The organism is Cupriavidus sp. 05N39 (assembly GCF_056397325.1).
Genome location: NZ_JBFTNE010000001.1, coordinates 109,821 through 136,089 on the forward strand (window position 1 = coordinate 109,821; position 26,269 = coordinate 136,089).

At 67.4% G+C, this 26,269-nt stretch carries 24 protein-coding genes; 14 read left to right on the plus strand and 10 right to left on the minus strand.

The features are described 5' to 3' along the window. Nucleotides 1–21: 21 nt before the first annotated feature. On the minus strand, nucleotides 22–1,230 hold the full coding sequence (locus AC1DN0_RS00490; protein WP_441630911.1) for an acyl-CoA dehydrogenase family protein: 1,209 nt from the start codon (nucleotides 1,228–1,230) through the stop codon (nucleotides 22–24). 266 nt (nucleotides 1,231–1,496) lie between these two features. Here AC1DN0_RS00490 and AC1DN0_RS00495 point away from each other — a divergent pair, with 266 nt between their 5' ends. The 3 genes from AC1DN0_RS00495 (at nucleotide 1,497) to AC1DN0_RS00505 (ending at nucleotide 5,143) form a co-directional block, all read left to right on the plus strand. Further along, complete coding sequence (locus tag AC1DN0_RS00495; RefSeq protein WP_477111149.1) at nucleotides 1,497–2,465, plus strand: tripartite tricarboxylate transporter substrate binding protein; 969 nt, start codon at nucleotides 1,497–1,499, stop codon at nucleotides 2,463–2,465. A gap of 57 nt (nucleotides 2,466–2,522) precedes the next feature. Next, a complete protein-coding gene (locus AC1DN0_RS00500; RefSeq protein ID WP_441630915.1) occupies nucleotides 2,523–4,067 on the plus strand; it encodes a class I adenylate-forming enzyme family protein in 1,545 nt (514 codons plus the stop codon). 110 nt (nucleotides 4,068–4,177) lie between these two features. Then, nucleotides 4,178–5,143 (plus strand): Bug family tripartite tricarboxylate transporter substrate binding protein, encoded by a 966-nt coding sequence (locus tag AC1DN0_RS00505; RefSeq protein WP_441630917.1) that lies wholly within the window; start codon nucleotides 4,178–4,180, stop codon nucleotides 5,141–5,143. A gap of 82 nt (nucleotides 5,144–5,225) precedes the next feature. Here the strand turns inward: AC1DN0_RS00505 and AC1DN0_RS00510 are convergent, their stop codons facing one another. The 7 genes from AC1DN0_RS00510 to AC1DN0_RS00540 form a co-directional block, all read right to left on the minus strand. Further along, nucleotides 5,226–5,741 carry a MaoC family dehydratase gene (locus AC1DN0_RS00510; protein WP_477145460.1) on the minus strand — a complete coding sequence of 172 codons (516 nt, stop codon included), beginning with the start codon at nucleotides 5,739–5,741 and terminating at the stop codon, nucleotides 5,226–5,228. 88 nt (nucleotides 5,742–5,829) lie between these two features. Further along, nucleotides 5,830–6,837 carry a tripartite tricarboxylate transporter substrate binding protein gene (locus tag AC1DN0_RS00515; protein ID WP_441630920.1) on the minus strand — a complete coding sequence of 336 codons (1,008 nt, stop codon included), beginning with the start codon at nucleotides 6,835–6,837 and terminating at the stop codon, nucleotides 5,830–5,832. Between the two features lie 76 nt (nucleotides 6,838–6,913). Further along, nucleotides 6,914–7,768 (minus strand): HTD2 family dehydratase, encoded by an 855-nt coding sequence (locus tag AC1DN0_RS00520; protein ID WP_441630922.1) that lies wholly within the window; start codon nucleotides 7,766–7,768, stop codon nucleotides 6,914–6,916. Further along, a complete protein-coding gene (locus tag AC1DN0_RS00525) occupies nucleotides 7,765–8,613 on the minus strand; it encodes an HpcH/HpaI aldolase/citrate lyase family protein (RefSeq protein ID WP_441630924.1) in 849 nt (282 codons plus the stop codon). Before AC1DN0_RS00525 ends, AC1DN0_RS00520 begins: the two co-directional genes overlap by 4 nt. A 26-nt stretch (nucleotides 8,614–8,639) precedes the next feature. Next, entirely contained in the window at nucleotides 8,640–10,022 is a 1,383-nt protein-coding gene (locus AC1DN0_RS00530; RefSeq protein WP_441630926.1) for an MmgE/PrpD family protein, read from the minus strand. A gap of 128 nt (nucleotides 10,023–10,150) precedes the next feature. Next, the gene (locus tag AC1DN0_RS00535) at nucleotides 10,151–11,350 is read right to left on the minus strand and encodes a CaiB/BaiF CoA transferase family protein (RefSeq protein ID WP_441630928.1); all 1,200 of its coding nucleotides are present in this window, start codon (nucleotides 11,348–11,350) and stop codon (nucleotides 10,151–10,153) included. Nucleotides 11,351–11,361: 11 nt separating this feature from the next. Then, nucleotides 11,362–12,531 (minus strand): acyl-CoA dehydrogenase family protein, encoded by a 1,170-nt coding sequence (locus AC1DN0_RS00540; protein WP_477145461.1) that lies wholly within the window; start codon nucleotides 12,529–12,531, stop codon nucleotides 11,362–11,364. A gap of 534 nt (nucleotides 12,532–13,065) precedes the next feature. On the opposite strand from AC1DN0_RS00540, the gene AC1DN0_RS00545 reads away from it, so the two are divergent. The 4 genes from AC1DN0_RS00545 to dinD all read left to right on the plus strand — a co-directional run bounded on the left by AC1DN0_RS00545 (nucleotide 13,066) and on the right by dinD (nucleotide 17,753). Further along, nucleotides 13,066–14,037 carry a tripartite tricarboxylate transporter substrate-binding protein gene (locus tag AC1DN0_RS00545; RefSeq protein WP_441630960.1) on the plus strand — a complete coding sequence of 324 codons (972 nt, stop codon included), beginning with the start codon at nucleotides 13,066–13,068 and terminating at the stop codon, nucleotides 14,035–14,037. A 195-nt stretch (nucleotides 14,038–14,232) separates the two neighbouring features. Next, a complete protein-coding gene (locus AC1DN0_RS00550; RefSeq protein ID WP_441630932.1) occupies nucleotides 14,233–15,666 on the plus strand; it encodes a TldD/PmbA family protein in 1,434 nt (477 codons plus the stop codon). Beyond that, nucleotides 15,666–16,994, plus strand: coding sequence for a TldD/PmbA family protein (locus AC1DN0_RS00555; protein WP_441630962.1), 1,329 nt, complete (start codon nucleotides 15,666–15,668; stop codon nucleotides 16,992–16,994). Before AC1DN0_RS00550 ends, AC1DN0_RS00555 begins: the two co-directional genes overlap by 1 nt. Nucleotides 16,995–17,198: 204 nt before the next feature. After that, nucleotides 17,199–17,753, plus strand: a complete 555-nt coding sequence (gene dinD / locus AC1DN0_RS00560) for a DNA damage-inducible protein D (RefSeq protein WP_441630964.1) — start codon at nucleotides 17,199–17,201, stop codon at nucleotides 17,751–17,753. 55 nt (nucleotides 17,754–17,808) lie between these two features. Here dinD and AC1DN0_RS00565 read toward each other — a convergent pair whose 3' ends face one another. Continuing rightward, nucleotides 17,809–18,711: a LysR family transcriptional regulator gene (locus AC1DN0_RS00565; protein WP_477145462.1), complete on the minus strand. Its 903-nt coding sequence runs from the start codon at nucleotides 18,709–18,711 to the stop codon at nucleotides 17,809–17,811. A 192-nt stretch (nucleotides 18,712–18,903) separates the two neighbouring features. On the opposite strand from AC1DN0_RS00565, the gene AC1DN0_RS00570 reads away from it, so the two are divergent. The 7 genes from AC1DN0_RS00570 (at nucleotide 18,904) to AC1DN0_RS00600 (ending at nucleotide 24,875) form a co-directional block, all read left to right on the plus strand. Continuing rightward, complete coding sequence (locus AC1DN0_RS00570) at nucleotides 18,904–19,890, plus strand: Bug family tripartite tricarboxylate transporter substrate binding protein (protein ID WP_477145463.1); 987 nt, start codon at nucleotides 18,904–18,906, stop codon at nucleotides 19,888–19,890. A gap of 100 nt (nucleotides 19,891–19,990) precedes the next feature. Beyond that, a complete protein-coding gene (locus AC1DN0_RS00575; RefSeq protein ID WP_441630936.1) occupies nucleotides 19,991–20,947 on the plus strand; it encodes a tripartite tricarboxylate transporter substrate binding protein in 957 nt (318 codons plus the stop codon). Between the two features lie 82 nt (nucleotides 20,948–21,029). After that, the gene (locus AC1DN0_RS00580; protein ID WP_035863195.1) at nucleotides 21,030–21,944 is read left to right on the plus strand and encodes an SDR family NAD(P)-dependent oxidoreductase; all 915 of its coding nucleotides are present in this window, start codon (nucleotides 21,030–21,032) and stop codon (nucleotides 21,942–21,944) included. Nucleotides 21,945–21,948: 4 nt separating this feature from the next. Beyond that, nucleotides 21,949–22,812: a MaoC/PaaZ C-terminal domain-containing protein gene (locus AC1DN0_RS00585; RefSeq protein WP_477111150.1), complete on the plus strand. Its 864-nt coding sequence runs from the start codon at nucleotides 21,949–21,951 to the stop codon at nucleotides 22,810–22,812. Then, nucleotides 22,809–24,053, plus strand: coding sequence for a CaiB/BaiF CoA transferase family protein (locus tag AC1DN0_RS00590; RefSeq protein WP_441630941.1), 1,245 nt, complete (start codon nucleotides 22,809–22,811; stop codon nucleotides 24,051–24,053). Before AC1DN0_RS00585 ends, AC1DN0_RS00590 begins: the two co-directional genes overlap by 4 nt. A gap of 133 nt (nucleotides 24,054–24,186) precedes the next feature. Beyond that, nucleotides 24,187–24,405 carry an HP1242/YdcH family protein gene (locus AC1DN0_RS00595; RefSeq protein WP_441630966.1) on the plus strand — a complete coding sequence of 73 codons (219 nt, stop codon included), beginning with the start codon at nucleotides 24,187–24,189 and terminating at the stop codon, nucleotides 24,403–24,405. Between the two features lie 35 nt (nucleotides 24,406–24,440). Then, nucleotides 24,441–24,875: a universal stress protein gene (locus AC1DN0_RS00600; protein WP_045235416.1), complete on the plus strand. Its 435-nt coding sequence runs from the start codon at nucleotides 24,441–24,443 to the stop codon at nucleotides 24,873–24,875. A 185-nt stretch (nucleotides 24,876–25,060) separates the two neighbouring features. Here AC1DN0_RS00600 and AC1DN0_RS00605 read toward each other — a convergent pair whose 3' ends face one another. Beyond that, nucleotides 25,061–26,224: an AraC family transcriptional regulator gene (locus AC1DN0_RS00605; protein WP_477145475.1), complete on the minus strand. Its 1,164-nt coding sequence runs from the start codon at nucleotides 26,222–26,224 to the stop codon at nucleotides 25,061–25,063. Nucleotides 26,225–26,269 lie beyond the last annotated feature (45 nt).

Sequence of the window (26,269 nt, forward strand, 5' to 3'; positions counted from 1 at the left end):
TCTCTGACGTCTTCCGTGGCTTCAGAAGCCCAGGATCATCTTGGAGATGATGTTCTTTTGTACTTCCGTGGTGCCGCCGTAGATCGATGTCTTGCGCATGTCGAAGTACGTCGAGGCGGCGGGCGCGGCCCACGCCGGGGCGTGCAGCGGCGCATCGGCCGGCGGCGCTTCGCCGGCTTCGAGCCAGCGCGGCGAATACGGCCAGGCATTGGGGCCGGCTACTTCCATCTGCAGCATGGCCAGGTCCTGCTGGATCTCGGAGCCGCGGATCTTGACGATGGAGGCTTCCGGGCCGGGGCCGCGGCCCGCGTCTTGCGTGGCGACGCGCAGCAGCAGCATTTCCAGCGCCATGATGTCCATCTCGATGCGGGCGATCTTGTCGCGCATGCGTACATCGTCGATCAGCGGGCGGCCGGCGCCATCGGTGGCTTGCGCGGCGTAATGCTTGAGCTGGCGCAGTTCGCGGTTGCAGTGGCCGATGCCGGCAATGCCGGTGCGCTCGTGGCCCAGCAGGTATTTGGCGTAGGTCCAGCCGCGGTTTTCCTCGCCCAGCAGGTTGCCCACGGGCACTTCCACGTCCTCGAACCAGACTTCGTTGACGTCGTGGCCGCCGTCGAGCGTGACGATCGGGCGCACCGTCACGCCCGGCGTCTTCATGTCGATCAGCAGCATCGAGATGCCTTCCTGCGGCTTGGCTTCGGTGTCGGTGCGTACCAGGCAGAAGATCCAGTCGGCAAAGTGCGCCATCGTGGTCCAGGTTTTCTGGCCGTTGACGATGTAGCGGTCGCCCTGGCGCACGGCGCGGGTCTTGAGCGAGGCCAGGTCGGAACCGGAGCCGGGCTCGGAGTAGCCCTGGCACCAGAAATCCTCGACCGTGGGGATGCGCGGCAGGAAGCGTTCCTTATGTTCCTGGCTGGCATATTTCATCAGCACCGGCCCGATCATGGTCAGGCCGAAGGGCAGCAGGCGCGGCGCCCCCGCGCGGAAGGCCTCAATCTCGAAGATCAGACGCTGCAGCGCGTTCCAGCCCGTGCCGCCCCATTCCGTGGGCCAGGTCGGCGCGCCCCAGCCCTGCGCGTGCAGGATGCGGTGCCAGCGCACGTAGTCGTCCTTCTCGACGCGCTGGTGGGCCAGCACCTTGTCCCGGATATCCGCGGGCAGGCTGCCCTGCACAAAACCCCGAACCTCTTCGCGGAACGCTTGTTCCGCCGCGTTGAAACGCAAATCCATCTGCTTGTCCCCTCGGTTGGGAAAGGCTGGCCGCCGGCCGCCACTTCGATACGATGCTGCGATTCTATGGGGGGGCGGACGTTCGCTTCTTCCGGAATGACAAAGCCGTCCTTTTGCGCTTCCTAACCGATGCCGGCCCTGCGCAGGCGCACGTGCCGGGCAGAACACGGCCTTAGCCAAATCCAAATAGCACGCCACCGGCGCCTGGCTCACACTGGCGCAGTTCCATCGCAGCAAAAACACAATCAACGCCGAGGAGACGGGCGATGTCACGCTGGACAAAATGGTTCGTGCTCTGCGGATGGCTTGCCGCCACCGCGAGCGCGTTTGCGGCCTATCCGGACAAACCGGTGCGGCTGGTCGTGCCCTTCCCGCCGGGTGGCGCCACGGACCTGCTGGCTCGCGAGGTCAGCCACGCACTTTCAGTACGGCTGGGCCAGCCGGTGGTCATCGAGAACCGGCCTGGCGCGGGCGGCAATATCGCCGCCGTGGCGGTGGCGCGCGCGCCGGCCGACGGCTACACCCTGCTGTTCGGCACCTTCGGCTCGCTGGCCGTGAACAAGAGCCTCTACGACAAGCCCGGCTACGACCCGCTCAAGGATTTCGCGCCGGTGGCCTCGGTGGCCTACCTGCCCAACGTACTGGTGGTGCACCCCGCGGTGCCCGCGCGCAATGTGGCCGAACTGCTGGCGCTGGCGCGGCGCGAGCCCGGCAAGCTGAGCTACGGCTCCTTCGGCAACGGTTCGTCCTCGCACCTCGCCGGTGAACTGTTCACCCACCTGGCGGGCGTGCGCATCGAGCATGTGCCGTACAAGGGCAGCGCACCGGCCATGACCGACCTCATCGGCGGGCGCCTCACCATGATGTTCGACAGCATTTCCACCGCCTTGCCCTATGTGCGCGATGGCCGCGTGCGGGCGCTGGCGGTCACCGCCGCCACGCCGTCCGGGCAGTTGCCCGGCGTGCCGACGCTGGCGGCGGCCGGCGTGCCCGGCTACGAGCTGACCGCGTGGTTCGGTGTGGTGGCGCCCGCCAATACGCCGGCGGCCGTGGTCGACCGCCTCAACGCCGAGATCGTGGCTGCGCTCGCGCAGCCCGAGCTGGCGGCGCGGCTGGCAAGCCAGGGCACCGTGCCCTTTCCTTCCACGCCGGCGCAGTTCGGTACGTATATGCGCACCCAGTACCAGAAGTGGGACGGCCTGATCAAGTCGGCTCACATCCACCTGGATCAGTGAGCTTGCTCTGCGTCTCTTCCGGGTCCGTCCGGTTCCAACCTCATCATCACTCGCATCATGTCCTCCTTCCGTCCCGAGTTCATCCATGACATCCCCCGGCACTGGGCCGAGCAATCGCCCCAGGCTCCCTGCCTGTACGAGACCGGCGGCGTGCTCAGCTACGGCGCGCTGTGGGAGCGCATCACGGCCACGCGCGACTGGCTCGCCGCGCAAGGCGTAGGGCAGGGCGACCGCGTGATGGTGGTGGGCGAGAACTGCGCCGAGATGGTGGTGATGCTGTTCGCCTGCAGCGCACTGCACGCCTGGCCGATCCAGGTCAACGCGCGGCTTTCGCCGCGCGAGATCGACGGCATCCGCGCTCATGCCGAGCCGCTGCTGACGTTCTTTACCAACCATGTCTCCGATGTGGCCGCCGCCCACGGCAGGCGGCTTGGGGCGCAGCCCACCGGTTGCGCCGCGCTCGATCCGGACTTCGCCAGCCTGCGCGCCGAACAGGTGCCCGCGCGCGTGGATGCCGCCCAGGCGCGCGACGTTGCCACGCTGATCTACACCTCCGGCACTACCGGCGCGCCCAAGGGCGTGATGGTGCCGCACGCCGGCCTGACGGTCTTCGCGCGGATCTCGGCAACCTCGCGCAACCTGGGGCCGGACGATATCGCCTACTGCGCGCTGCCGCTGTCGCACATCTTCGGCATCGCCACCGTGCTGATGGCCACGCTGTACGCCGGCGCCAGCCTGGTGATGCGCCCCCGCTTCGATGCCGCCGATGTCTTCGCCGCGCTGGCATCGCCCGGTGTCACCATGCTGCAAGGCGTGCCGACCATGTTCACGCGCATCATGGCGGTGGCGCGGGAGTCGTCGCTGGAGAGCGGCGCCGCGGCGTTTCCCCGCCTGCGCTATCTCTATACCGGCGGCGCGCCGCTGGACCCGACCCTCAAGCGCGACACCGAGGCATGGTTCGGCCAGCCGCTGCATCACGGCTACGGCATCACCGAATACGCCGGTTCGCTGTTCATCACCCGCATGGATGCGCCGCGCGCCGATTGCTCGGCCGGCTACATCGTCGAAGGCGTGGAGATCAACATCACCAACGAGCAGGGCGAGCCGATGCCCGCCGGCGAACGCGGCCAGATCCGCGTGCGCGGCCCCGGCGTGATGCGCGGCTATTTCCGCAACGCGGAGCAGACCGCCGAGGCGCTGCTGCCGGGCGGCTGGCTCAACACCGGAGATCTCGGTTTCCTCGGTGAAGACGGCGCGTTGTTTATCGTGGGCCGCTCCAAGGACCTGATCATCCGCTCGGGCTTCAACGTCTACCCGATCGAGGTGGAGTCCGTCATCAATGCCTTCCCCGGCGTGCGCCAGTCCGCCGTGGTCGGGCGCGCGGCAGCCGACGGCAACGAAGAAGTCGTGGCCTTTGTTGAAACGCAACCGGGCGTGAAACTGGACCTCGCCGCCCTGGAAGCCTACCTGCGGGAAAGCCTGGCGCCGTACAAGCGGCCCGCGCAGATCCGCGTGATCGAGACCATTCCCACCACCGCCAGCGGCAAGCTCCTGAAGCAGCCGCTGCGCGCCATGCTGGACGGCGGCGCCGTAGCGGCATGACCTGCGGCGGCCGGTGCCGCCGCCACCGCTTCGCCGCGGGTCGAAGCGTACTAGCCGCCAGCGCCCCGGCAAACCGGGGGCTGGCAGAACACACAACAAGGAGGAGACAGATGAAACGATGGATGATGATGGCTGGCGCGCTGCTGGCGCTGGTGCAAGGCACGGCAATGGCGGACAGCTATCCCACGCGGCCCGTGAAGCTGATCGTGGGCTACGCCCCTGGCGGTCCGGTCGATACCGCCGCGCGCATCTATGCCGATTACCTGGGCCGCGCGCTCAAGCAGCCGGTGGTGGTGGACAACCGCGCCGGCGCCAGCGGCGCCATCGCCGCGGACCTGACCGCGCGCGCGACGCCGGACGGCTACACGCTCTACTTCGTGGCCAGCCCGACCATGACCATGACGCCGCTGATCCAGAAGTCGGTGAACTTCAACCCGAACAAGGATTTCACCTACATCGGCCTGATCACCGATTACACCAACGTATTGCTGATCAACAAGGACTTCCCGGCGAAGGACGTAGGCGAGCTGGTCGAGTACGCGCGCAAGCATCCCGAGGGCGTGAGCTTCGGCTCGGCCGGTGTCGGCGCCTCGAACCACTTGTCGGCCGAGTGGCTGGCGCAGATGAGCGGGGTCAAGATGCTGCATGTGCCGTACAAGGGCAATTCGCCTGCGATGGCCGATGTGATCGGCGGCAAGGTCACGTTCATGTTCGATATCACGGGCACCGCCATCGGCTATATCCAGGGCGGCAAGGTGCGCGCGCTGGCGGTGACGTCGAAGACGCGCAACGCGGCGCTGCCGACGGTGCCGACGATGGTCGAGTCCGGCATGAAGAATTACGACCTGACCGGCTGGTACGCGCTGATCGGCCCGCAGAAAATGCCCGCCGACGTGGTGGACAAGCTGGTCAAGGCGCAAAAGGCCATCGGCGATGATCCTGCCTTTCAGCAGCGCATGACGCAGGGCGGCTATGACCTCAATATCACCGGGCCGAAGCCGCTGGCCGATCGTATCCAGCGCGAACTGAAGCTGTGGGGCGGGGTGGTGAAGACGGCGAATATCCAGGTGGATTGAGGCCGGATGGTTCCCCTCCCCGAATTGTGGGAGAGGGGAGCTACGGCAGCGGTCGAATGAACCCTTTTTTTCCCGGCGCCGTTCAGGCGGCCGGTGCGCGCTTGCGCAGCAGGTAGCGCTGCACGCCGTCGAGCACCAGCACGCCGTGCTGGTTGTGTACCGTCGAGCGCAAGGTCAGCACGCCAGTGGGGCGGTTCGGCGCGAGTTCGCTGACTTCCAGCGTGCTGTACAGCGTGTCTCCCGCGTAGACCGGATGCAGGAAGCGGCTGCTCTGGTCGAGAAAGCCCTTCAACGACTCTTCCACCATGTGCGGGAACAGCCCGGCGCCCGCCGCGGTCTGGATCAGTACCTGGTAGCCGTGCGCCAGCATGTGCGGCATGCCGTGGGCGCGGCAGTACTCCGCGTCGTAATGCACGGGATGGTTGTCGCCGCTAGCCAGCTGGAAGGCGGCGAACAGCGCCTCGGTCATGGTGCGCGAGGGAAGCACAAAGCGTTCGCCGGGCACGAAATCTTCGAAATAGCGTTGTTCGCACATGCGGTGGCTGCGCGGGTCGAAGCTGGCAGCTTCGGGGTTCGCTGCGGAGGGCTTGATGGTCATCGGTTGGTGTCGGGGTTGGTGGCGCGAAGAAGCGCGCAAGCAGAAGAACCCGCGCTGCGCCACGGCCTGGCGCGGCGAGGGCGATGGATCAATCGGGCTTGATGCCCAGCCGTTCCACCAGCGCTTTCTCCTGTGCGATCTGCTGCATGGCAAAGCGGGTGTAGCCGGCGCTGTCCAGGTACATCAGGTCCTGATCCTGCCGCTTTAGCGCGGCAAGGTGCTGCGGGTCTTCGGCAGCCCGCCGCAGCGCATCCTGCAGGATGCCGACCACTTTCGGGTCCATGCCTTTCGGGCCGGCCACGCCGTAGGGCGAGTTGGAGACGATGTCGTAGCCCAGCTCGCGCAGCGTAGGGGCGTCGGGCCAGCGCGGCGAGCGTTGCGCCGTCCACAGGTTGATCCAGCGCAGCTTGCCCGCATCGACCAGCGTGCCGGCGGAACTGCCGGCTGCGCAAAGCTGCACATGGTTGCCCATCAGAGAGTTCAGGCAATCGGCATCGCCCTTGAACGGGACGTGGTTGACCGTCAGCTTCTCCTTGGTGACCAGCTCGATCATGGTGATATGCGGCGAGCTGAACTGGCCCGGCGAGCCGTAGCTGACGGTGCCCGGCCGGGCGCGCGCGTCGCGCAGGAAATCGCTCCAGTTCTTCCACGGTGAATCGGCCCGCACCACCACGCCGAAGGTGTAGCCGGTGATGCGCGAGAGGTAGGTGAAATCGTGTGCCGGATCGAAGGCGGTCTTCTGGATGAAGGGCTGGCGGAATACGGTCACCGGCATCATCGAGAGCGTATAGCCGTCGGGCTTCGCCTGCCTGAGCGCGAGCGCGCCCATGGTGCCGGCCACGCCGGGCTTGTTGTCGACCACCACGGTCTGGCCCAGCGCCTTTTGCAAGGCCACGGCGAACTGGCGCACCACCACGTCGGTGGTGCCGCCGGGCGCGTAGGGCACGATCAGCGTCACCGGGCGGGTGGGGTAGGACTGGGCTTGCTGCGCTGGCTGCGCGAGCGCAGGCGTGGCGCCGCACAGGACGAGGGCGGCGCTGGCGATGTGCCGGATTCTGCGCCGGATGTGGGACCGGGTGTTGCGGACTGCATGCATCGGAATTCTCCTGTTGATGTGGTTCCCCGTTACCCCGATGTTGTAGATGTCCTGCTGTCCTTCGCCTGCGTGCCGGTCAGTTCTCCACCACGGCCCATGCCTCCATCGACTGGCCGCCGGCATCGTCGCCGGTCCACAGCGTGACCTTGCCAGGTGTGGCGGCATCGAGCGTGCCGCCTACGGTCACCAGGTCGTGATCGAACATCGGCGCCAGCCCGCGGAAGCCGAAGCGGCGCACCGTGGCGCCGGGCATCTCGCGCGCCAGCAGGTCCAGCGTGAGCATGGCCTGCAGCGGGCCGTGCACGACCAGGCCGGGGTAGCCTTCCACGTCGCGCACATAGTCGTGGTCGTAGTGGATGCGGTGGCCGTTGAAGGTGAGCGCCGAGAAGCGGAACAGCATGACCGGGTCGGCGCGCAACTGGCGCTGCCACTGGGCCTGATGCGCCAGGCGCGGGCGCGGCGGCAGCGGCTGTCCCGGTTCCGGCATGGCGCGGTAGACCAGGTCGTGACGCTCGCTCAGCGCGGTCTCGCCGTCGACCGTCAGCGCATGTTCCACGGTGACGAACCACAGCTCGCCGCTGCGCCCGCTCTTGTGCTCGACATTGCGCACAGTGGACGTGCGGGTGACGGTATCGCCCACCCGCAGCGGCTTGTGGAAATCCAGCTCGCCGCCGGCCCACATGCGGCGCGGCAGCGGCACCGGCGGCATAAAGCCGCCCAGCGCCGGGTGGCCGTCCCGCCCGAGCTCGCGCTGCGGCGCGCGCGGCAGGAAGTAGAGCCAGTGCCACAGCGGCGACAACGGGCCGCGTACCAGCGCTTCGCCATCGAGGTCCAGGGTGGCCGCGAGGCCGATCACGGGCTCGGGGGCAAGGGTCTCGGTGCGGCTTTCACTGCGGCCGATCCAGGCGCGCAGGGTTTCGAGTTGGGTCATGGCTGGTTCGCTGCGGGGTGGTTTGCCAGCGCGAGGATGCGCCGGGCCTGTTCGATGACGGGGCGGTCGACCATCTTGCCGTCGACCTGTACCGCGTGGCTGCCACTGGCGGTGGCGGCCAGCACGCGCTGCGCCCAGTCCAGTTGCTCCGCCGTGGGCAGGAAGCCAGCGCGCACCGCGGCAAGCTGGGCGGGGTGGATGCACAGCTTGGCGGCAAAGCCGAGCGCGCGCGCGTGCGCCACGTCGTCGGCCAGCACGGCTTCGTCCTTGAGCGCGGTGGTGACGCCGTCCACGGGCGGCGGCAGTGCCGCCACGCGCGAGGCCAGCACGATGCGCGAGCGCGCCATCAGCAAGGCTTCACGCGTATGGGCGCAGCCGAGGTCCACGGCGAAGTCCAGGGAGCCGAAAGCCAGCCGCGACACGCCGCGCGCGGTGGCGACCGCGTCGATGCCGTGCAGCCCGCGCGCGCTTTCGATGATCGCCACGATGCGGCCTTGCGGGTTGACCTGCGCCAGCGCCCGGGCGATCTCGCCAAGCGCGGCCGGGTCTTCGGCCTTGGGCACCAGCAGGCCCGCCAGCGGCGCGTCGGACGGCAGCGCGCGCAGCCAGTCCATATCGGCGGCGAAGGCGGCGGAGCTGGTGTCGTTGATGCGCACATAGGCCTGCGCCTGTGCGCCACGTTCAAGCAACCACGAGGTAATGGCCGTGCGCGCGGCTGGCTTGGCGTCCGGATGCACGGCATCCTCGAGATCGAGGATCAGCGCGTCTGGCGCGGCGGCGGCCGCTTTGTCGAAGCGTTCGGGCCGGTCGCCCGGCACGAACAGGTAGGTGATGGCGGTGGACATGAAGCGGGTCTCGTCAGGATGGGGCGTTACTTGGTGACGGGCAGCCAGTCGTTGACGTTCGCCTGTTTTTCCAGCGCCCACACGCGGGCAATGATCGCACGCATCTCGGCCTCGCCCGCGCCGTGGCGGAAGGCGCCCAGCTGCAGCGCCTTGGCTTCGAGTTCCGGGCGCGACAGCGTATTGCCCGGATCGCCCTTCGGCACATCCACGCGGCCCGCCAGCGTGCGGCCGTCGGTGGTCTTCACCGTAACGCGGCCGATCCACTGGCGCGGGTAAGCGGCATTGATCTCGTCGTCCAGCACCATCTCCACCTTGTCGCGGAAGGCGGCTACCTTTGCGTCCTGCAGCGCATGGTCCTCGAATTCGCCCAGGCCGGCGTGCGCGTGCACCGCCACCAGTCCCAGTACCGTACCCATGGAGAACTTGGCCTGGTGGATGGTCTTGGGATCGGTCACCGGGCCAAGCACGTCGATGGCGCCCTGGTGCACGTGCGCGGTCACGCCGGCGATCTGGTCCGCGCGGAGTGCCTCGCGCAGCATCAGGTCCTTGAGGGCATCGGCCGCCGGGTGCGTGTGGCGGCACGAGGCGAAGAACTTGAAGGAGGTTTCGGCGGTGGCCCAGCGCTTGCCCAGGCCGTCGGTCAGCGCGGCCGGGTTGGCGTCGCTGGACATCCCGGCGGCCATGCCCTGCGGGCCTTCCAGGATACGCCTGGCGCCGGTGAAGCCCGCGCGCGCGATCCACGCGGACATCAGGCCGTCGGCGGCGGCCTTGGCGGTGTGCAGTTGCTTTGAGTCCGCGGCGTCGCGCAGGAATTCCCACAGGCCGGCGGCCTGGGTGCCGGCCGAGCCGAGCGCCTGGTTGATGCCCTCGGCATCCATGCCGTAGAGCTTGGCCACGGCCGCGGCCGCCGCCAGCGTGCCGACGGTGCCGGTGGTGTGGAACACGCGATAGTGCGAACGGCCCATGAATTCGCCGATGCGGATGCCCGCTTCGTAGCCGGCGATGGAGGCCAGCAGCACGTCCGCGCCGCTCTTGCCTTCAGTCTGGGCGGCGGCGATCACCGCGGGGAACACCACGGCGGCGGGATGCAGCACCGAGCTGTTGTGCACGTCGTCCTGCTCCACCACGTGCGAGGACGCGCCGTTGATCAGCGCGGCGAAGTAGGGCGAAGTGCGGCGGCGGTCCACCAGCACTTCGGCCGGGCCCTGCTGCGGGCCCATGGCGGCGACGAACTCCTGCAGCTTGCGCACGGCGGGAGCGTCCTTGCCGGCGATGGCCGAGGCAATCCAGTCGAGGAAGAGGTCCTTGGTGCGCTCCACCACTTCGGCGGGCACGTCGGCCAGCGTGAAGCGGGCCAGGAACTCGCACAGCTGGCGGGTAGGGTAGGGGTGGTCAGTGGCTTGGCTCATGCCGGCTCCGGACGGTGTTCGGGGTGGTTGTTCGTCTTTCTGTTTTCCTCCCCTTTCCCACACCAGCGGGAGAGGGGAGCCACGCCTGCGCGAAATTGTGCGCAGACGTCATGGCCTGGTTCCGAGGCTCAAATCGTCTTGCTGTCCGCCATCCTGGCGATTTCGTCCGCGCCGTAGCCCAGCTCCGCCAGGATGACCGCGCTATGCGCGCCGAGCGCCGGCACGTCGCCCATCACCGGTTCCACACCCGACAGGTTGGCCGGCGGCAGCAGCGCGCCGATGGGGCCGCCGGGGCTGGCCACTTCGCGCCAGCGCCCGCGTGCCGCCAGTTGCGGGTGGTTCCACACGGCCTCGATGTCGTTCATCGGCGCGTTGGCGATCTGCGCTTCGTCGAGCAGCGCTTCCACCTGCGTCACCGTCATTGGCGCGAAGCGTGCCTCGATCAGCGCGGTCAGTTCGCCGCGATTCTTCACGCGCCCCGAGTTGGAGGAGAAACGCTCGTCCTTTAGCAATTCGGGCTGCGCCAGCACCTTGTTGCAGAAGGCCTGCCATTCGCGCTCGTTCTGCAGCCCGAAGATCACGCTGCCGCCGTCGCCGGTGCGGTGCACGCCGTAAGGCGCGATGGCCGGATGCGAGGCGCCGAAGCGCGCCGGAGCGTTGCCGCCGTAGTGGCCGAAGTACAGCGCGTAGTTCATCCACTCGGTCAGCGCCTCCAGCATGGTTACTTCCACGCGCAGGCCCTGGCCCGTGCGCCCGCGCTGCAGCAGCGCGGAGAGGATGCCGCTGTAGGCGTACATGCCGGCCGCGATGTCGGCAATCGAAATGCCCGCGCGCGATGGTTCGTCCGCGCTGCCCGTGATGCCGATCAGCCCGGCGGCGGCCTGGATCAGCAGGTCGTACGCCTTCTTGTCGCGATAGGGCCCGGCATCGCCGTAGCCCGAGATATCGCAGACGATCAGCTTGCCGTAGCGCGGGTGCAGCGTATCGAAATCCAGTCCCATGCGCGCTGCCGCGCCGGGAGCCAGGTTCTGCACCAGCACGTCGGCATCGGCCAGCAGGCGGTGCAGCACGGATTGCGCCTCGTCCTGCTTGAGGTCGAGCGTCAGGCTCTCCTTGCCGCGGTTGAGCCAGACGAAGTGCGAAGCCTGGCCATTGACGGTCTCGTCGTAGCCGCGCGCGAAATCACCCACGCCGGGGCGCTCCACCTTGACCACGCGCGCGCCGAGATCGGCCAGCTGGCGCGTGGCAAAGGGCGCGGCCACGGCATGTTCGAGGGAGACGACGCGAATGCCGTCCAGCGGGCGGATGCCCTGGTGCGAAGCGAGCATATGCGTGGGCCTCAGAACGAACGCGGCAGGTCGAGCACGTGCTCGGCCACATACGACAGGATCAGGTTGGTGGAGATCGGCGCCACCTGGTACAGGCGCGTCTCGCGGAACTTGCGCTCGATATCGTATTCGGCGGCGAAGCCGAAGCCGCCGTGCGTCTGCAGGCAGACGTTGGCCGCTTCCCACGAGGCATCGGCCGCCAGCAGCTTGGAGATATTGGCCTCCTTGCCGCAGGCCTTGCCGGCGTCGAACAGCGCGGCGGCCTTGTAGCGCATCAGGCTGGCGGCCTCCACGTTGACATAGGCACGCGCGATGGGGAACTGGATGCCCTGGTTCTGGCCGATGGGGCGGTCGAACACGATGCGCTCGCGCGCATAGCCGCTGGCGCGCTCGATAAACCAGTAGCCGTCGCCCACGCATTCGGAAGCGATCAGGATGCGCTCGGCGTTCAGGCCGTCAAGGATGTACTTGAGCCCCTTGCCTTCCTCGCCGATCAGGTTCTCGGCGGGGATCTCCAGGTTGTCGAAGAACAGTTCGTTGGTCTCGTGGTTGACCATATTGCGGATGGGCCGCACGGTCAGGCCCTTGCCGATGGCTTCACGCAGGTCCACCACGAACACCGACAGCCCTTCCGACTTGCGCTTGACCTGGTCCAGCGGCGTGGTGCGCGCCAGCAGCAGCATCAGGTCCGAATGTTGCACCCGCGAGATCCACACCTTCTGGCCGTTGATGACGTAGCGGTCGCCTTTCTTGACAGCGGTGGTCTTGRGCTTGGTGGTGTCGGTGCCGGTGGTGGGCTCGGTCACCGCCATCGACTGCATGCGCAGCTCGCCCGAAGCGATGCCGGGCAGCCAGCGCTGCTTCTGCGCCTCTGAGCCGTGGCGCAGCAGGCAACCCATCACATACATCTGGCCGTGGCAGGCGCCGGAATTGCCGCCGTTGCGGTTGATTTCTTCCATGATGACGGACGCCGCGGTCAGCGGCAGGCCCGAGCCGCCGAATTCCTCGGGGATCAGCGCCGACAGCCAGCCGGCCTTGGTCAGCGCGATGACGAATTCTTCAGGGAAGGCATTCTGCTCCTCCACGCGTTGCCAGTAGGCGGAGTCGAAGCCGGCGCACAGTGCGCGCACGGCCTCGCGGATGTCGGGATACGGCTGGTCGTGCGATTGTTCTGCGAACATGAAATGGGGCCCCGTTGTGGAAATGATGGAAGTCAGCGGAATGACGGACGCGACGGACGCGACGGACGACGGACGATACTGGATTCAGCTTGCGGCCATTATTCCCGAGGGCCTGCCGCGCGGTAATTCGGATTTGCGAAAGAGCGGCTTAGCGCCCCCGGAAGCGGATGGCCAGGGGGTCATAAAGGGGCAGGACAGCGACAGGAGGGCGCGGGGATAAGCCGCTGTGTGCGCTTTCTGGCACCCGCGCTTGCCCGGCGGCGCCACGGCGCCGGCGCCTTCCGGCCTGCCTTGCCCACCCTTAGGCAAATCCGTATTGCGTGCGCATCGCTTTGTCGCCACGCTTGCCTGCAAACACAACGCCGCGCGTGCCCGCCCTCGGGCCGACGCAGGCGAGCGCGAGCCGGCATCAGCCGGCCAACTTAGTCCAAGGAGACAAAAACCATGGCAGGTAGCAAGAAACAGGGTCAAGCGTGGCAGGCTGGTGGCGGGAATGCATTGCGGACCCGCGCAAAAGTGGCGCCCTGGCGCTGGATGGCGCTGGCCGCGCTGGGCGCGGCGGTCACGCTCACGCTGCCTTCCCCGGCGCGCGCCACCGATGCCTATCCCGCCAAGCCAATTACCATGGTGGTGCCCTTTGCGGCGGGCGGCCCCACCGACGTGGTGGCGCGCACCATGGCCGCGGCCATGTCGAAGACCCTGGGCCAGAGCGTGGTGGTGGAGAACCGCCTTGGCGCGGGCGGCACCGTGTCCGCCGCCTACGTGGCCAAGGCCGCGCCGGACGGCTACACCATCCTGATCCACCACAATGGCATGGCCACCGCGCCGGCGCTGTACAGCAAGCTATCCTACAAGCCGTTGACGGATTTCAGCTTCGTCGGCCAGGTGGCCGACGTGCCCATGACCCTGCTTGGCCGTCATGACCTGCCGGCCAGGACGCTGCCGGAACTGATCACGTACATCCGCCAGAACCAGGGCAAGGTCAACCTGGCCAATGCCGGGCTTGGCGCCGTCTCGCAGCTTTGCGGCATGCTGTTCCAGAAAGCCATCGGGGTTGAGCTCACCGCGATTCCCTACCAGGGCACCGCGCCAGCGATGACGGCCCTGCTGGGCAGCCAGGTCGATATCCTGTGCGACCAGACCACCCAGACGCTGCCGCAAATCAAGGCCGACAAGGTCAGGCTCTACGGCGTCACCACCACCTCGCGCATCAAGGCATTGCCTGACACCGCGACGCTGGCGGAAAGCGGGATCAAGGGCTTCGAGGTCAAGGTCTGGCACGGCATCTACGCGCCGCGCGGCACGCCGCCGGCGGTCATCGACCGGCTCAACGGGGCGCTGCGCACCGCGTTGAAGGACCCGGCGGTGGCCGCGCGGCTCGCCGATCTGGGGGCCGAGATCGTGCCGGAGGATAAGCAAACGCCGGAAGGGCTGCGTACGTGGCTGAAGTCGGAGATCGAGAAATGGTCGCCGATTATCAAGGCGGCGGGGGTGAAGGCGGATTGACAAGACGAGGCGGTGTGCGCGACCGACCATCGCGCTGGGCGCGTGCATCGTGATGGGGTTGCCGAGTGCAGGCGGGGGGGGGGCGGATCGGTGCAAAGGTAGTAATATTTCCCGATCCCTGAGTCAGCGTTTGCTGCGGTCTGGAAGCAGATCAGGCCAGTACTGGCTCGCCCGCAACCGTTCCCGGAGCCCTCTTTGTTCGAACGCGCCAGACAGAACTTCGCCGCGCTGACCACCCGCGCCGGGTTTCACTCGCTGCGCCTTGTCAGGCAGACCGGCGAGCATTGCATGCTGCGGCGCGGGATCGCCGAACCGCCCTCCTTGACGCAGGACATGGGCGCCATGCTCAGCGTGCGCCTGGATGGCGTGGAAGCCTACGCCGCCACCAGCGATCTCAGCCTGGCCGGGCTGCAGGGCGCGCTCGACAGCGCCGAAGCGCTCGCCCGGCGAATCGCCGCGCACGGCCTGGTCGACCTGCGCGGACTGGAACCGCCGACAGGCCACGCCCGCTACGAATCCCCCGGCCTGCACGGCCAATTCCCCGGTCTCGCCGAGCGCTTCGCGCTGCTGGCGGAGGTCTCCGCTACCGTGCCCGCCGATTCGCGCCTGGTGAACTGGATCGTTTATCTCGATCACCAGCGCCACGAGCAGCTTTACCTCAATAGCGCGGGCGCCGAGCAATGGCAGGCGCTGCGCTTTGTCTATCCCGGTATCAGCGTGACCGCTTTCGACGGCGGCGACAGCCAGACCCGCAGCTTCGGCGGCTTCGGCAGCGGCCAGCAGGGCGGCGCCGAGGTCATGGCGCGTCTCGGCTTTGCCGGCGCCGCATCTCGTGTAGCGGACGAGGCGCTGCAGTTGCTGCTGGCACCCAACGCCCCCAGCGGCGCCACCGACCTGTTGCTGATGCCGGACCAGATGATGCTGCAGATCCACGAATCCATCGGCCATCCGCTGGAACTGGACCGCATCCTCGGGGACGAGCGCAACTATGCCGGCGCCAGCTTTATCGGGCTGGAGGACTTCGGCCGTTATCAATATGGCTCGCCCCTGCTCAATATCAGCTTCGACCCCGGCATCCCCGAGGAACTGGCCAGCTACGGCCACGACGACGAGGGCCAGCCCGCGCAAAAGGAATTCCTGATCCGCGATGGCTTGCTGCTGCGTCCGCTCGGCGGCGCGCTGTCGCAGTGGCGCAGCGGGTTGCCGGGCGTGGCCAACAGCCGGGCCTGCAACTGGAACCGGCCGCCCATCGACCGCATGGCCAACCTCAACCTGGAGCCGGGCGACCGCACCATGGCGCAACTGGTCGGCGGCATCGAGCGCGGCATCCTGATGTCGTCCAACCGCTCATGGTCCATCGACGATGCGCGCAACAAGTTCCAGTTCGGCTGCGAATGGGGGCGCCTGATCGAAGACGGCGAGCTCAAGGGCGTGGTCAAGAACCCGAACTATCGTGGCGTTTCCGCCAACTTCTGGCGCAGCCTGGCCGCCGTGGGCGACGCCAGTACCTTCGAGGTGCATGGCACGCCTTACTGCGGCAAGGGCGAGCCCAACCAGGTGGTGCGCGTCGGTCATGCATCGCCGGCCTGCGTGTTCCGGCAAGTGGAAGTCTTTGGAGGGGCCGCGTGATGGCGGATGCGGAATCGTTGTTCGCGGCGCTTGCCGAAGATGTGCGCGCCGCGCTGGGCGAGGGTGAAGCCTTCACCCTGTGGTACAGCGCCGAGGCGTCCGAGTTCATTCGCTTCAACCGGGCGCGGGTGCGCCAGGCCGGGCAGGTGCGGCAAGCCACGGCGAGCCTCAAGCTGGTTCGCGATGGCCGTCATGCCGACATCGGCATCGCGCTGTCCGGCGAGCCGGCGACCGATCGCCAGCGCCTTGCCGATGGGCTGCTGCAACTGCGCGAGGCAATTGCCCAGTTGCAGCCCGACCCCTACCTGCTGCTGGAGCGCGACCCGTGGCAGCGCGTGCTGGCCAATGCGGCAGCGCCGCCAGACAGTTCGGAGGTACTGGCGCAGATCGAGGCAGCCGCGCATGGGCTCGACCTGGTGGGCATCTATGCCGCCGGCCCGCTGTACCGGGGCTTTGCCAACAGCTTCGGCGCCTTCGGCTGGCATGCCGCGCAGGGCTTCCATTTCGACTGGAGCCTGTTCCATGCCAACGGTCAGGCGGTAAAGGCCGACTACGCGGGCGCGCGCTGGGACGCGGCGGAGTTTGCCAGCCGCTTTGCGGATGCGCGCCGGCAACTGGAACACCTGGGCAAGCCGCGGCGCGTCCTGTCGCCGGGCGACTACCGCGCTTATCTGGCCCCCGCCGCGCTCGAGGAGGTGGTGGGCATGCTCTCCTGGGGCGGCTTCTCGGCCCGCGCGCTGGCGCAGAAGGAAAGTCCGCTGCAACGCCTGTACGACGGCGGCGCCCAACTTAGCCGGCTGCTGGATCTGGACGAGCGGGCGAGTGGCATGCTGGCGCCCGCCTTCGGGCCAGAAGGCATTCCGCGCAGCGATGTCACGCTGGTACGCGCGGGACAACCTGCCGGCCGGCTGGTCTATCCGCGCAGCGCGCGCGAGTACGATCTGGCTGCCAATTGCGCCAGTGCCCGCGAAACGCCGCTATCCCTTGCGATGGACGCTGGCGAACTGGCCCAGGCCGACGTGCTGGCGGCCCTGGGCACGGGTCTTTATATCGGCAATCTCTGGTACCTGAACTGGTCCGATGCGCCGGCGGGCCGCATGACCGGCATGACACGCTTCGCGACGTTCTGGGTGGAGGATGGCCGCATCCAGGCGCCGCTGGGCACGATGCGGTTCGACGACAGCATCTACAGCTTCCTGGGCGAGCATCTGGAGGCGCTGACGAGCGAGCGGCAGTTGCGGGTGTCGAGCAGTACGTATGGTGAGCGGCAAACCGACTCCGCCCTGCTCCCTGGCGCACTGACTGGAAAACTAACGTTGACGCTCTGAGCGAGTGGGAGCCGGCGTGCTGGCTGCTCAGCGTTAGAAGGGCCGATTCACCATGGCGTGGTAAGTCGCTGACACAGAGGCCTGCCGCAACAGCGGCCAGCCGGTGGCGAACCATTTCGAGGATGTCCTCGAAATGGTCGGGATCGGCTGGGGGCCAGGCGACAGATCGCCGACATCCGCCTCTCGCGCTATGCCTGCTACCTGATCGTCCAGAACGGTGACCCCGGCAAGCCGGTCATCGCGAATGGCCAGACCTATTTTGCCTTGCAGACCCGTCGCCAGGAACTTCGCGACGACGAGGCCTTCGCGCGGCTGACTGAAGATGAGAAGCGGCTGGCGATCCGTAACGAGCTAGCCGCTCACAACAAGCACTTGGCGGCGGCGGCCAGGGACGCGGGTGTCGAGACGCCCCTGGACTACGCGATCTTTCAGGATCATGGCCACAAGGGGCTGTATGGTGGCAAAGCGGCCAAGGACATTCACGCCATCAAGGGCTTGAAGAAGAGCCAGAAGATTCTCGACCACATGGGTAGCACCGAACTTGCGGCGAATCTATTCCGCGCCACGCAGACTGATGACAAGCTGCGGCGAGACCTGGTGCGTGGCAAGCAACAGGCCAAGCAGACGCATTTCGAGGTTGGCAAGAAAGTGCGCCAGACCATTGCCGAGTTGGGTGGCACCATGCCGGAAGCCCTGCCGACACCCAAGGAAAGCATCAAGCAGCTAGAGCGCGACAGGAAGAAGAAGGTCAAAGAATGATCTGAGGTATCGATGCCCGATATGACGGGACCGTCCCAGGCTGGCCGCTCCTTTGTCAAACCGGCTCCCGCGCCGCCTCCGTCAAATACTGGATCAGCGTCTCCGCAAACTGCGGCAGTTCCCTTCCCGGCCGCCGCACCAGGCGCAGGTCGCGCTTCGCCCATTCATCTTCCAGCGGGATAAACCGCAGCACCTTGCGGCTTGCATAGCGTCGCGCGCAGCTGTTGGGCACGATGGCGATCCCAGCGCCCGCTTCCACCATCCGGCACACCGCGTCGAAGCTGCCCAACTGGATCCGCAGGCTGATGCGCTTGCCCATGCCGCTGGCGATCCGGTCCAGGAAAGACTGGATCGCGCTGAACTGGTTGAGGCCGACAAAGCGGCAGGTATCCAGCAGGTCGGCGAAATGCAGGCTGGTGAATTGCGGCAGCGGGTGGTTGACCGGCGCGATCACGATCAGCTCGTCGCTGCATAGCTGCATGACTTCGAGGTCATTGGTGGCTACCTCGCCGGCGACGATGCCAAGGTCCGCCGCACCGGCGCTGATGGACGAGACGATGGCCTGGGAAAGCTGCTCTTCCAGTTCGATGTCCACGTCCGGGTTCTCGGCCAGGAAGCGCGACAGCGCGGTGGCGAGGAAGGAGTTGGTGGCGGTGGTGTTGGCCAGCAGGCGCACGCGGCCCTTGACGCCCTTGGCGTAGGGGCGCAGGTCCGAGTGCAGGCATTCCAGTTCGCGGAACACTTCCCGCGCATGGCGCAGCAACGCGTCGCCGGCGGGCGTCAGCCGCACGCCCTTGACCTGGCGGATCAGCAACTGGGTCTGAAAGGCTTCTTCCAGCTGCTTGATGCGSGTGCTGGCGGCRGGCAGGGAAAGGAAGCTGCGGTCGGCSGCSCGSGTCAGGTTGTCGGTCTCACCTACGTTGAGGAAGAGGCGCAGGTCGGTCAGGTCGTAATGCATGTGTTTCGCTGGGCCAAAGGCCTCTATTGTGAATCGTGAATAGCAATGTCCCCGCCATCAATTTATCGTATTCGCGGTGGCAATAGAACCAGAAAGGCCGCTTCGTCCGTATTGCGCGGGCGAATACCGGATAGGCCCGTACGAGCGGGGCGGAATTCCCGCGCCGCCGCAAGCCGCCCAGGAGGACGACAAATGACAGTTCGGCGCTACAGCGCACGCAGGCGGGCGGCCCTGGCCGCCATGCTGGGCCTGGCATTCATGAGCGCCGGCGTTGCCGCCGCCGAGTATCCCGACAAGCCCGTGCGCCTGATCGTGCCCGCGGCGGCGGGCGGCACCACCGATATCGCCTCGCGCCTCGTCGGCAAGCGGCTGGGCGAGATCCTGGGCCAGCCCGTGGTGGTGGAGAACCGGGCCGGCGCCGCCGGCATCGTCGGCGTGCAGGCGCTGCGCCAGGCCGCGCCGGACGGCTACACCCTGATGATGGGCAATATCGGCCCCAATGCCATCAACTACGGCCTGTACAAGCAACTTCCCTACCGTGCCGAGGACTTCACGCCGGTCACCATGGTGGTATCGGTGCCCAATGTGCTGGTGGTCAACGCCAAGGTGCCCGCCCGCAACGTGGCCGAGCTGGTGGCGCTGGCGAAGTCCCAGCCGGGCAAGTTGTCGTTCGCCTCTTCGGGCACCGGCCAGTCGGTGCATCTGTCCGGCGAGCTGTTCAAGAAACGCACCGGCATCGACATCATCCATGTGCCGTACAAGGGTGCCGCTCCGGCCGTGGCCGACCTGATCGCCGGCCAGGTGACCATGATGGTGGACAACCTGCCCAGCTCCCTGCCGCATATCCAGTCCGGCAAGCTGCGCGCGCTGGCCGTAACCAGCGCCACCCGCGTGGCCGAGTTGCCCGACGTGCCGACCATGAAGGAGGCCGGGCTGGACGATTTCCAGGTGACCGCATGGTTCGGGCTGGTGGCGCCGGCCGGCACGCCGCCGGCAGTTGTCACGCGCTTGCAGAAGATGGTGGCCGGCATCCTGGCCGAGCCCGAAGTCAAGACCCGCCTGGCCGAACTGGGCGGTGTGYCGGGCGGCGACACACCCGAGCATTTCGGCAAGTTTATCGACGCGGAGCGGGTGCGCTGGGCCAAGGTGGTCAAGGATACGGGCATTCCGCAGCAATGAAGGCGTGCCGCGGAACGGCGCGCATGATCACGACACAACAAGGGGACAAGGCATGATGGAAACATCGAAAGCGCGCCACCGCAGGTCATGGCTCCGGGGCATGCTGATCGCCCCCTTCGCGGCGGCCCTGCTGGGCGCCAGCGCGGCTGCCCTCGCCGACACCTGGCCCAGCAAGCCGATCCAGCTGCTGATCCCCTATCCGCCGGGCGGCAGCGCCGACCTGCTGGCGCGCCCGGTGGCGGCCAAGCTGCAGGAGCGCCTCGGGCAGCCGGTGGTGCTCGACTACCGGCCGGGCGCCGGCGGCACCATCGCCAGCCAGCAACTCGCGCGCGCCAGGCCGGATGGCAATACGCTGATCCTGGTGCTGGCCGCGCATGCCATCAACGCCAGCCTCTATCCCAAGCTGCCGTACGACACGCGCAAGGATTTCGCGCCGGTGTCGCTGGTGGCCAACCTGCCGCTGATCCTGGCCGGCAGCCCCTCCTTGAAAGCCAGGACGGTACCGGAGCTGATCGCCGCGGCCAGGGCGGCGCCGGGACAGCTCACCTTTGCTTCCGCCGGCAACGGCAACACCGGCCACCTGGCCGGCGAACTGTTCGACAGCCTGGCCGGCGTCAAGATGACCCATGTGCCGTACAAGGGCAGCGCCCAGGTGGTCAACGCCATGCTGGCGGGCGAGGTGCAGCTGACTTTCGACAGCATCTCCACCTCGATGCCGCATATCCGCAGCGGGCGCCTGAAAGCGCTGGCCGTGACCAGCGCCAGGCGCGCCACGCTGGCGCCCGAGGTGCCCACGCTGGCGGAGGCCGGCGTGCCGGGCTTCGACATCAACGGCTGGTACGCAGTGCTGGCGCCGGCCGGCACGCCGCCAGCGATTATCGACCGGCTCAGCCAGGAGATCGCGGCGGTGCTGGCCCAGCCCGAACTGCGCGCCAACCTGGCGGCCAACGGCTACGAGCCGGTGGGCTCCACGCCGGCCGCGCTGGGCGCGCATATCGATGCCGAGATCGCGCGCTGGAGCAAGGTGGTGAAGGAGTCCGGCGCGCGGCTGGAGTGAAACGTGAGCTACTGAATACCCGGCCTGGCGAGCGCCAGGCCGCCGAGCAAATCCGTACAAATCTGTAGACAGGAGTCAAAGCATGAGTGGAATGATGGCAGGCAAGGTAGCGCTGGTGACCGGCGCGGGCGGTGGCATCGGGCGCGGCGTCGCGCTGGAACTGGCCAAGGCGGGCGCCAAGGTGGTGGTCAACGACATCGGCGTATCGCTCACCGGCGAAGGCGGCGATGCCGGACCCGCGCAGCGCGTGGTCGACGAGATCGTTGCCGCCGGCGGCATCGCGGTGGCCAATACCGACAGCGTGTCGAGCTGGCAGGGCGCCAACGCCATCGTGCAATGCGCGATCGACAACTTCGGCCGCATCGACGCCGTGGTCAACAACGCCGGCAACCTGCGCGACCGCATGTTCTTCAAGATGAACGAAGAGGAATGGCGCTCGGTGATCGACGTCCACCTCAACGGCACTTTCTTTGTCAGCCGCGCCGCCGCCAACCACTTCAAGGACCAGGAAAGTGGCGCCTACGTGCACATGACCTCCACCTCCGGCCTGATCGGCAACCTGGGCCAGGCCAATTATTCGGCCGCCAAGCTTGGCATTGCCGCGCTGTCCAAGTCGATCGCGCTGGATATGGCCCGCTTCAACGTGCGCTCGAACTGCATCGCGCCGTTTGCGTGGAGCCGCATGACCAGCTCGATTCCTTCCGAGACCCCGGAAGAGAAAGCCCGCGTGCTCAAGCTGCAAAAGATGGAAGCCAACAAGGTCGCGCCGATGGCCGCCTTTCTCGCCAGCGATGCCGCGCATGAAGTCAATGCGCAGATCTTTGCCGTGCGCGCCAACGAGATCATGCTGATGAGYCAGCCGCGTCCGGTGCGCTCGGTGCATATGAGCGAAGGCTGGACCCCGGAATCCATCGCCGAGATCGCCATCCCCGCCATGCGCAACAGCTTTTTCAAGCTCGAACGCTCGCCCGACGTGATCAACTGGGACCCGATCTGACGCCATGCCGCTCGACTACGAACGCATCAAGAACTGGGACTTTCCGGAGGTCAGGCAGACCTACGGCGAGAAGGATTCCATCCTCTACGCGCTGGGCCTTGGCCTGGGCGAACAACCCACCGATCCGCGCCAGTTGCGCTACGTCTACGAGGCGCGGCTCAAGGCGTTTCCCACGCAGGCCGTGGTGCTGGCCTACCCTGGCTTCTGGATGCAGGACCCGAAGAGCGGCATCGACTGGGTCCGCATCGTGCACGGCGAACAGCGCCTGCGCCTGCATCGTCCGCTGCCGGCGGCCGGTACCGTGCGCGCCCGCGCACGGGTGACGCATGTGATCGACAAGGGCGCCGACAAGGGCGCGCTGGTGATCGTGGAACGCACGCTGGTGGACGACGCCACCGGTGCCGAACTGGCTACCGTGAACCACACCACGTTCTGCCGCGCCGATGGCGGCTTCGGCCAGGGCGATACCGCGCCCGAGGCGCTTCCTGCGGCGCCGGCACGCGCACCGGACGCGCAGCGCAGCCTGGCGATCCTGCCGCAAGCCGCGCTGCTCTACCGCCTCAATGCCGATCCCAACCCGCTGCACGCCGATCCCGAAGTGGCGCGCGCCGCCGGCTTCGACAAGCCCATCCTGCATGGGCTGTGCACCTATGGCGTTGCCGCCCGTGCGCTGGTCGATACCCTTGCCGATGGCGATGGCGACCGCCTGCTCGAGCTCAACGTGCGCTTCTCCCGGCCGGTATTCCCCGGCGAAACCCTCGAAGTGCGCATGTGGCGCGAAGGCGCCGGCCGCGTGCTGTTCGACGCTCGGGTGCCCGCGCGCGACGTCACCGTGCTCAGCAACGGCGTAGCGGAGTTCCGTGCATGACGACAACGACAACAACAATGAAGAGCGCGCTTGACGGCGTGCGCGTGCTGGACCTCTCCCGCATCCTGGCCGGCCCGTGGTGCGCGCAGAACCTGGCGGATCTCGGCGCCGAGGTGATCAAGGTGGAGCGCCCCGGCGTGGGCGACGACACCCGTTCCTGGGGCCCGCCCTGGCTGCCGGATGGGGAGGGAAAACCCTCGCGCGATGCGAGCTATTACGCCGGCGCCAACCGCGGCAAGCGCTCGGTCACGCTCGATATCGCCAGCGCCGAAGGGCAGGCCATCGTGCGCGAGCTGGCGGCGAAATCGCAGATCGTGCTGGAGAACTACAAGGTCGGCGACCTGAAGCGCTACGGGCTCGACTACGACAGCCTCAAGGCCATCAACCCGTCGCTGGTCTATTGCTCCATCACCGGCTACGGGCAGGAAGGCCCGAGCGCGCACAAGCCGGGCTACGACTTCATCTTCCAGGGCATCGGCGGGCTGATGAGCATTACCGGCGAACGCGACGACCTGCCCGGCGGCGGGCCGCAGAAGGTTGGCGTGGCGGTGGTGGATATGCTCACCGGCATGTATGCCACCGTGGCCGTGCTGGCCGCACTGCGCCATGCGGAGCGTACCGGCGAAGGCCAGCGTATCGACATGGCGCTGCTCGATGCGGTGGTCGCGGTCGGCGCCACGCCCATCCTTGCGCAGAAGATCACCGGCAAGACGCCGCAGCGCTTCGGCAACGCGCACGCCAACATGGTGCCGTATCACGTGTTTGCCACTGCCGACGGGTACATGATCGTGGCGGCCGGCAACGACGGGCAGTGGCAGGGATATTGCCGCGGTGTGCGGCGCCCGGACCTGGCCCAGGACGAACGCTTCACCACCGGTACGGGCCGCATCGTCAATCGCGACATGCTGGTGCCGCTGCTGGAGGCCCATATGCGCACGGGCACTACCGCGCAATGGGTGGAAGCACTGGAGCGCGAGGGGATTCCTTGCGGGCCGATCAACGACTATGCGCAGGTGCTTGAAGATCCGCAGGTCCGGTATCGCGAACTGCAGGTGGATATGCTGCGCAGCGACGGCGGTGTGTGCCCCACGGTGAAGAGCCCGCTACGGCTGTCGGCTACCCCGGTGCGGTACGACTCGGCGCCGCCGCGGCTGGGAGAGCATACCGAGGCGGTGCTAGGCGAGATTCTCGGGATGTCGGCCGAGAGGATCAAGGCGTTGCGGGGGAAAGGCGTGGTTTGAGGGGCAGCGCGGGCCGGCGTTGCCGCCGGTTGCTTGTCCACCGGACATGATCCATATCAAGCCGGGCGTGCCCGGTTCCCGGCAGAATGTTCCTGAATTGCAAGCCTTCCAACTCCCACCCAAGGTGAGGCCCATGTTCCCGGAATTCCGCGACCAGATATCCATCCTCAAAACACAAGACGCCCACTTCGCGCGGCTGTTTTCCCGCCACAACGAGCTGGACCAGGAGATCAAGAACATGGAGGCGGGCGTGGTGCCCGCCGACGGCGTCGCCATCGAAGTCCTCAAGAAGGAGAAGCTACACTTGAAGGACCAGCTCTACGTCATACTGCGCAAAGCTTCGGCTTCCTGACGCCAATTCCATCTCCGCCAACCAAAGGCCATCACATGTTCAAACACATCCTGCTTCCCGTTGACGGGTCGGAACTCTCGCAAAAGGCAACCCCGGCGGCCATCGAGTTTGCACGGACGACCGGCGCCAAACTGACGCCCTACATTTGCCTGGAGGAATATCCCTTCCTGCAGTCCAGCGACGCGGGCCATGAGAAGAGATCGGTTTTCGAGCATCGCATCGAGGCGGCAGCGCGCGAGGAACTGGCGAAGATCGAAGCCGCCGCGGCGCAGGCGGGCGTACCGTGTACAGGTGCCACCTCCATTGCGGCCGCGCCCTATCGGGGCATCATCGCCACGGCGACGGAGCTGGGTTGCGACGTTATCTTCATGGCCTCGCATGGACGGCGCGGCATCAGCGGCCTGCTGCTCGGCAGCGAGACCCAGAAAGTGCTGACACATAGCGATATCCCGGTGGTGGTGTTCCGCTGAGGGCGGCTTGCGTCTCGCCCGCTTGCGGGTGAGACGCAGCGTATCGGAAGGTCAATGCCAGCGGACCGCCCTTGTGCAACCTGGCGCCGCTACTCCCCCCACCACCGCCACCACCTCCCCCTCGTTCACGCTATCCCCCTGCGCGGACCATCGGGCGCTCCGCCATAAGGCCATCTCCCGGCGGCTCAGGCCGCGCATTCCATCATCTGCCGCTGCCGGTATTCCCCCGGCGCCACGCCGGTCCATTTCTTGAATGCCCGGTGGAAGGTGCTGGGCTCGGAGAATCCTACGCGCAGCGCCACCTGCTGCAGCGGCAAGTCCGTGTGTTCCAGGAAGGCAATGGCGGCATCGCGGCGCAGGCTGTCCTTAATGCTCTGGTAGCCGCGGCCTTCGTCGCGCAGGCGGCGGCGCAGCGTTTGCGGCGTCAGGCGCAGCGTCTCGGCCATCTGCTCCAGCGAGGGCAACTCGCCGTCCAGGTGGCAGCGCAGGTGGCGGCGGATACGCTCGGCCAGGCAGGAGTCGTCGCGGTAGCGGGTCAGCAGGTTGCGCGGCGTGTCATGGAGGAACTCCCGCAGGCTGCCCGCGTCCTGTACTACCGGCAGGCGCAGCCGGCCGGCATCGAAGTGCAGTGCGGTGTACGGCTGGCCGTAGCGGACCCGCGTGTTGAAGACCCGTTCGGTGTCCGTCAGGCGGGACTGTCCGCCAGTCTGGCCCGTGGCTGACGCGGCCATGTCCACGCCGGCGAGCGGGATGCGCTGCGCCGCCAGCCAGTTGGCCACGCCGTAGGCCTGGAAGGCAAACGTGGATTCCGCGTAGTGCCGGCAGGGCGTGGCGGGCGCGCGCGGCAGCAGCAGCAGGGTGGCGACGCCGCCGCGCTGCTGCAACCGCGGGACGAAATCGTCCAGGTGCAGGCGGTACTGGTGCAGGCCGGCGTGCAGGGCGTCTTCCAGCGTGGCGCAATGGATCAGTGCCTGGCAGGCCTGCGCGAACACGCCCGGCGCCACCGGTCGGCTGAGCAATCCCCAGAATTCGTCGCGCATGACGCGGCGCATGGATCGCATCAGCGCGGCAAACTGGCCCTGGGTCACGCGCGCGCTGGGCGATTGCAGCAAGGCCGGCGAGATGGCCGCGCGGCGCAGCAAGGCGTCGATGTCGCAGCCCAGGCGCCTTGCCCCCTGAATGATCTGGTGCACTTGCAGGACCGCGATGGTATGGCGTGCGGGCGGCTGGCCGGCGCGCGGCGCCTCGTGCACGCGCGGCAGTCGCGCGGCCATCGCGCCGGCCGGGCGGGAGCCGAGCGGCACCGGCATCGATGACGGCGCGGGCGCTCTGAGTACGGCGATATGCATGGTCTCCTTGTCCTCGTTGGACGCCCCGGTCAGTCCGGCCATCCG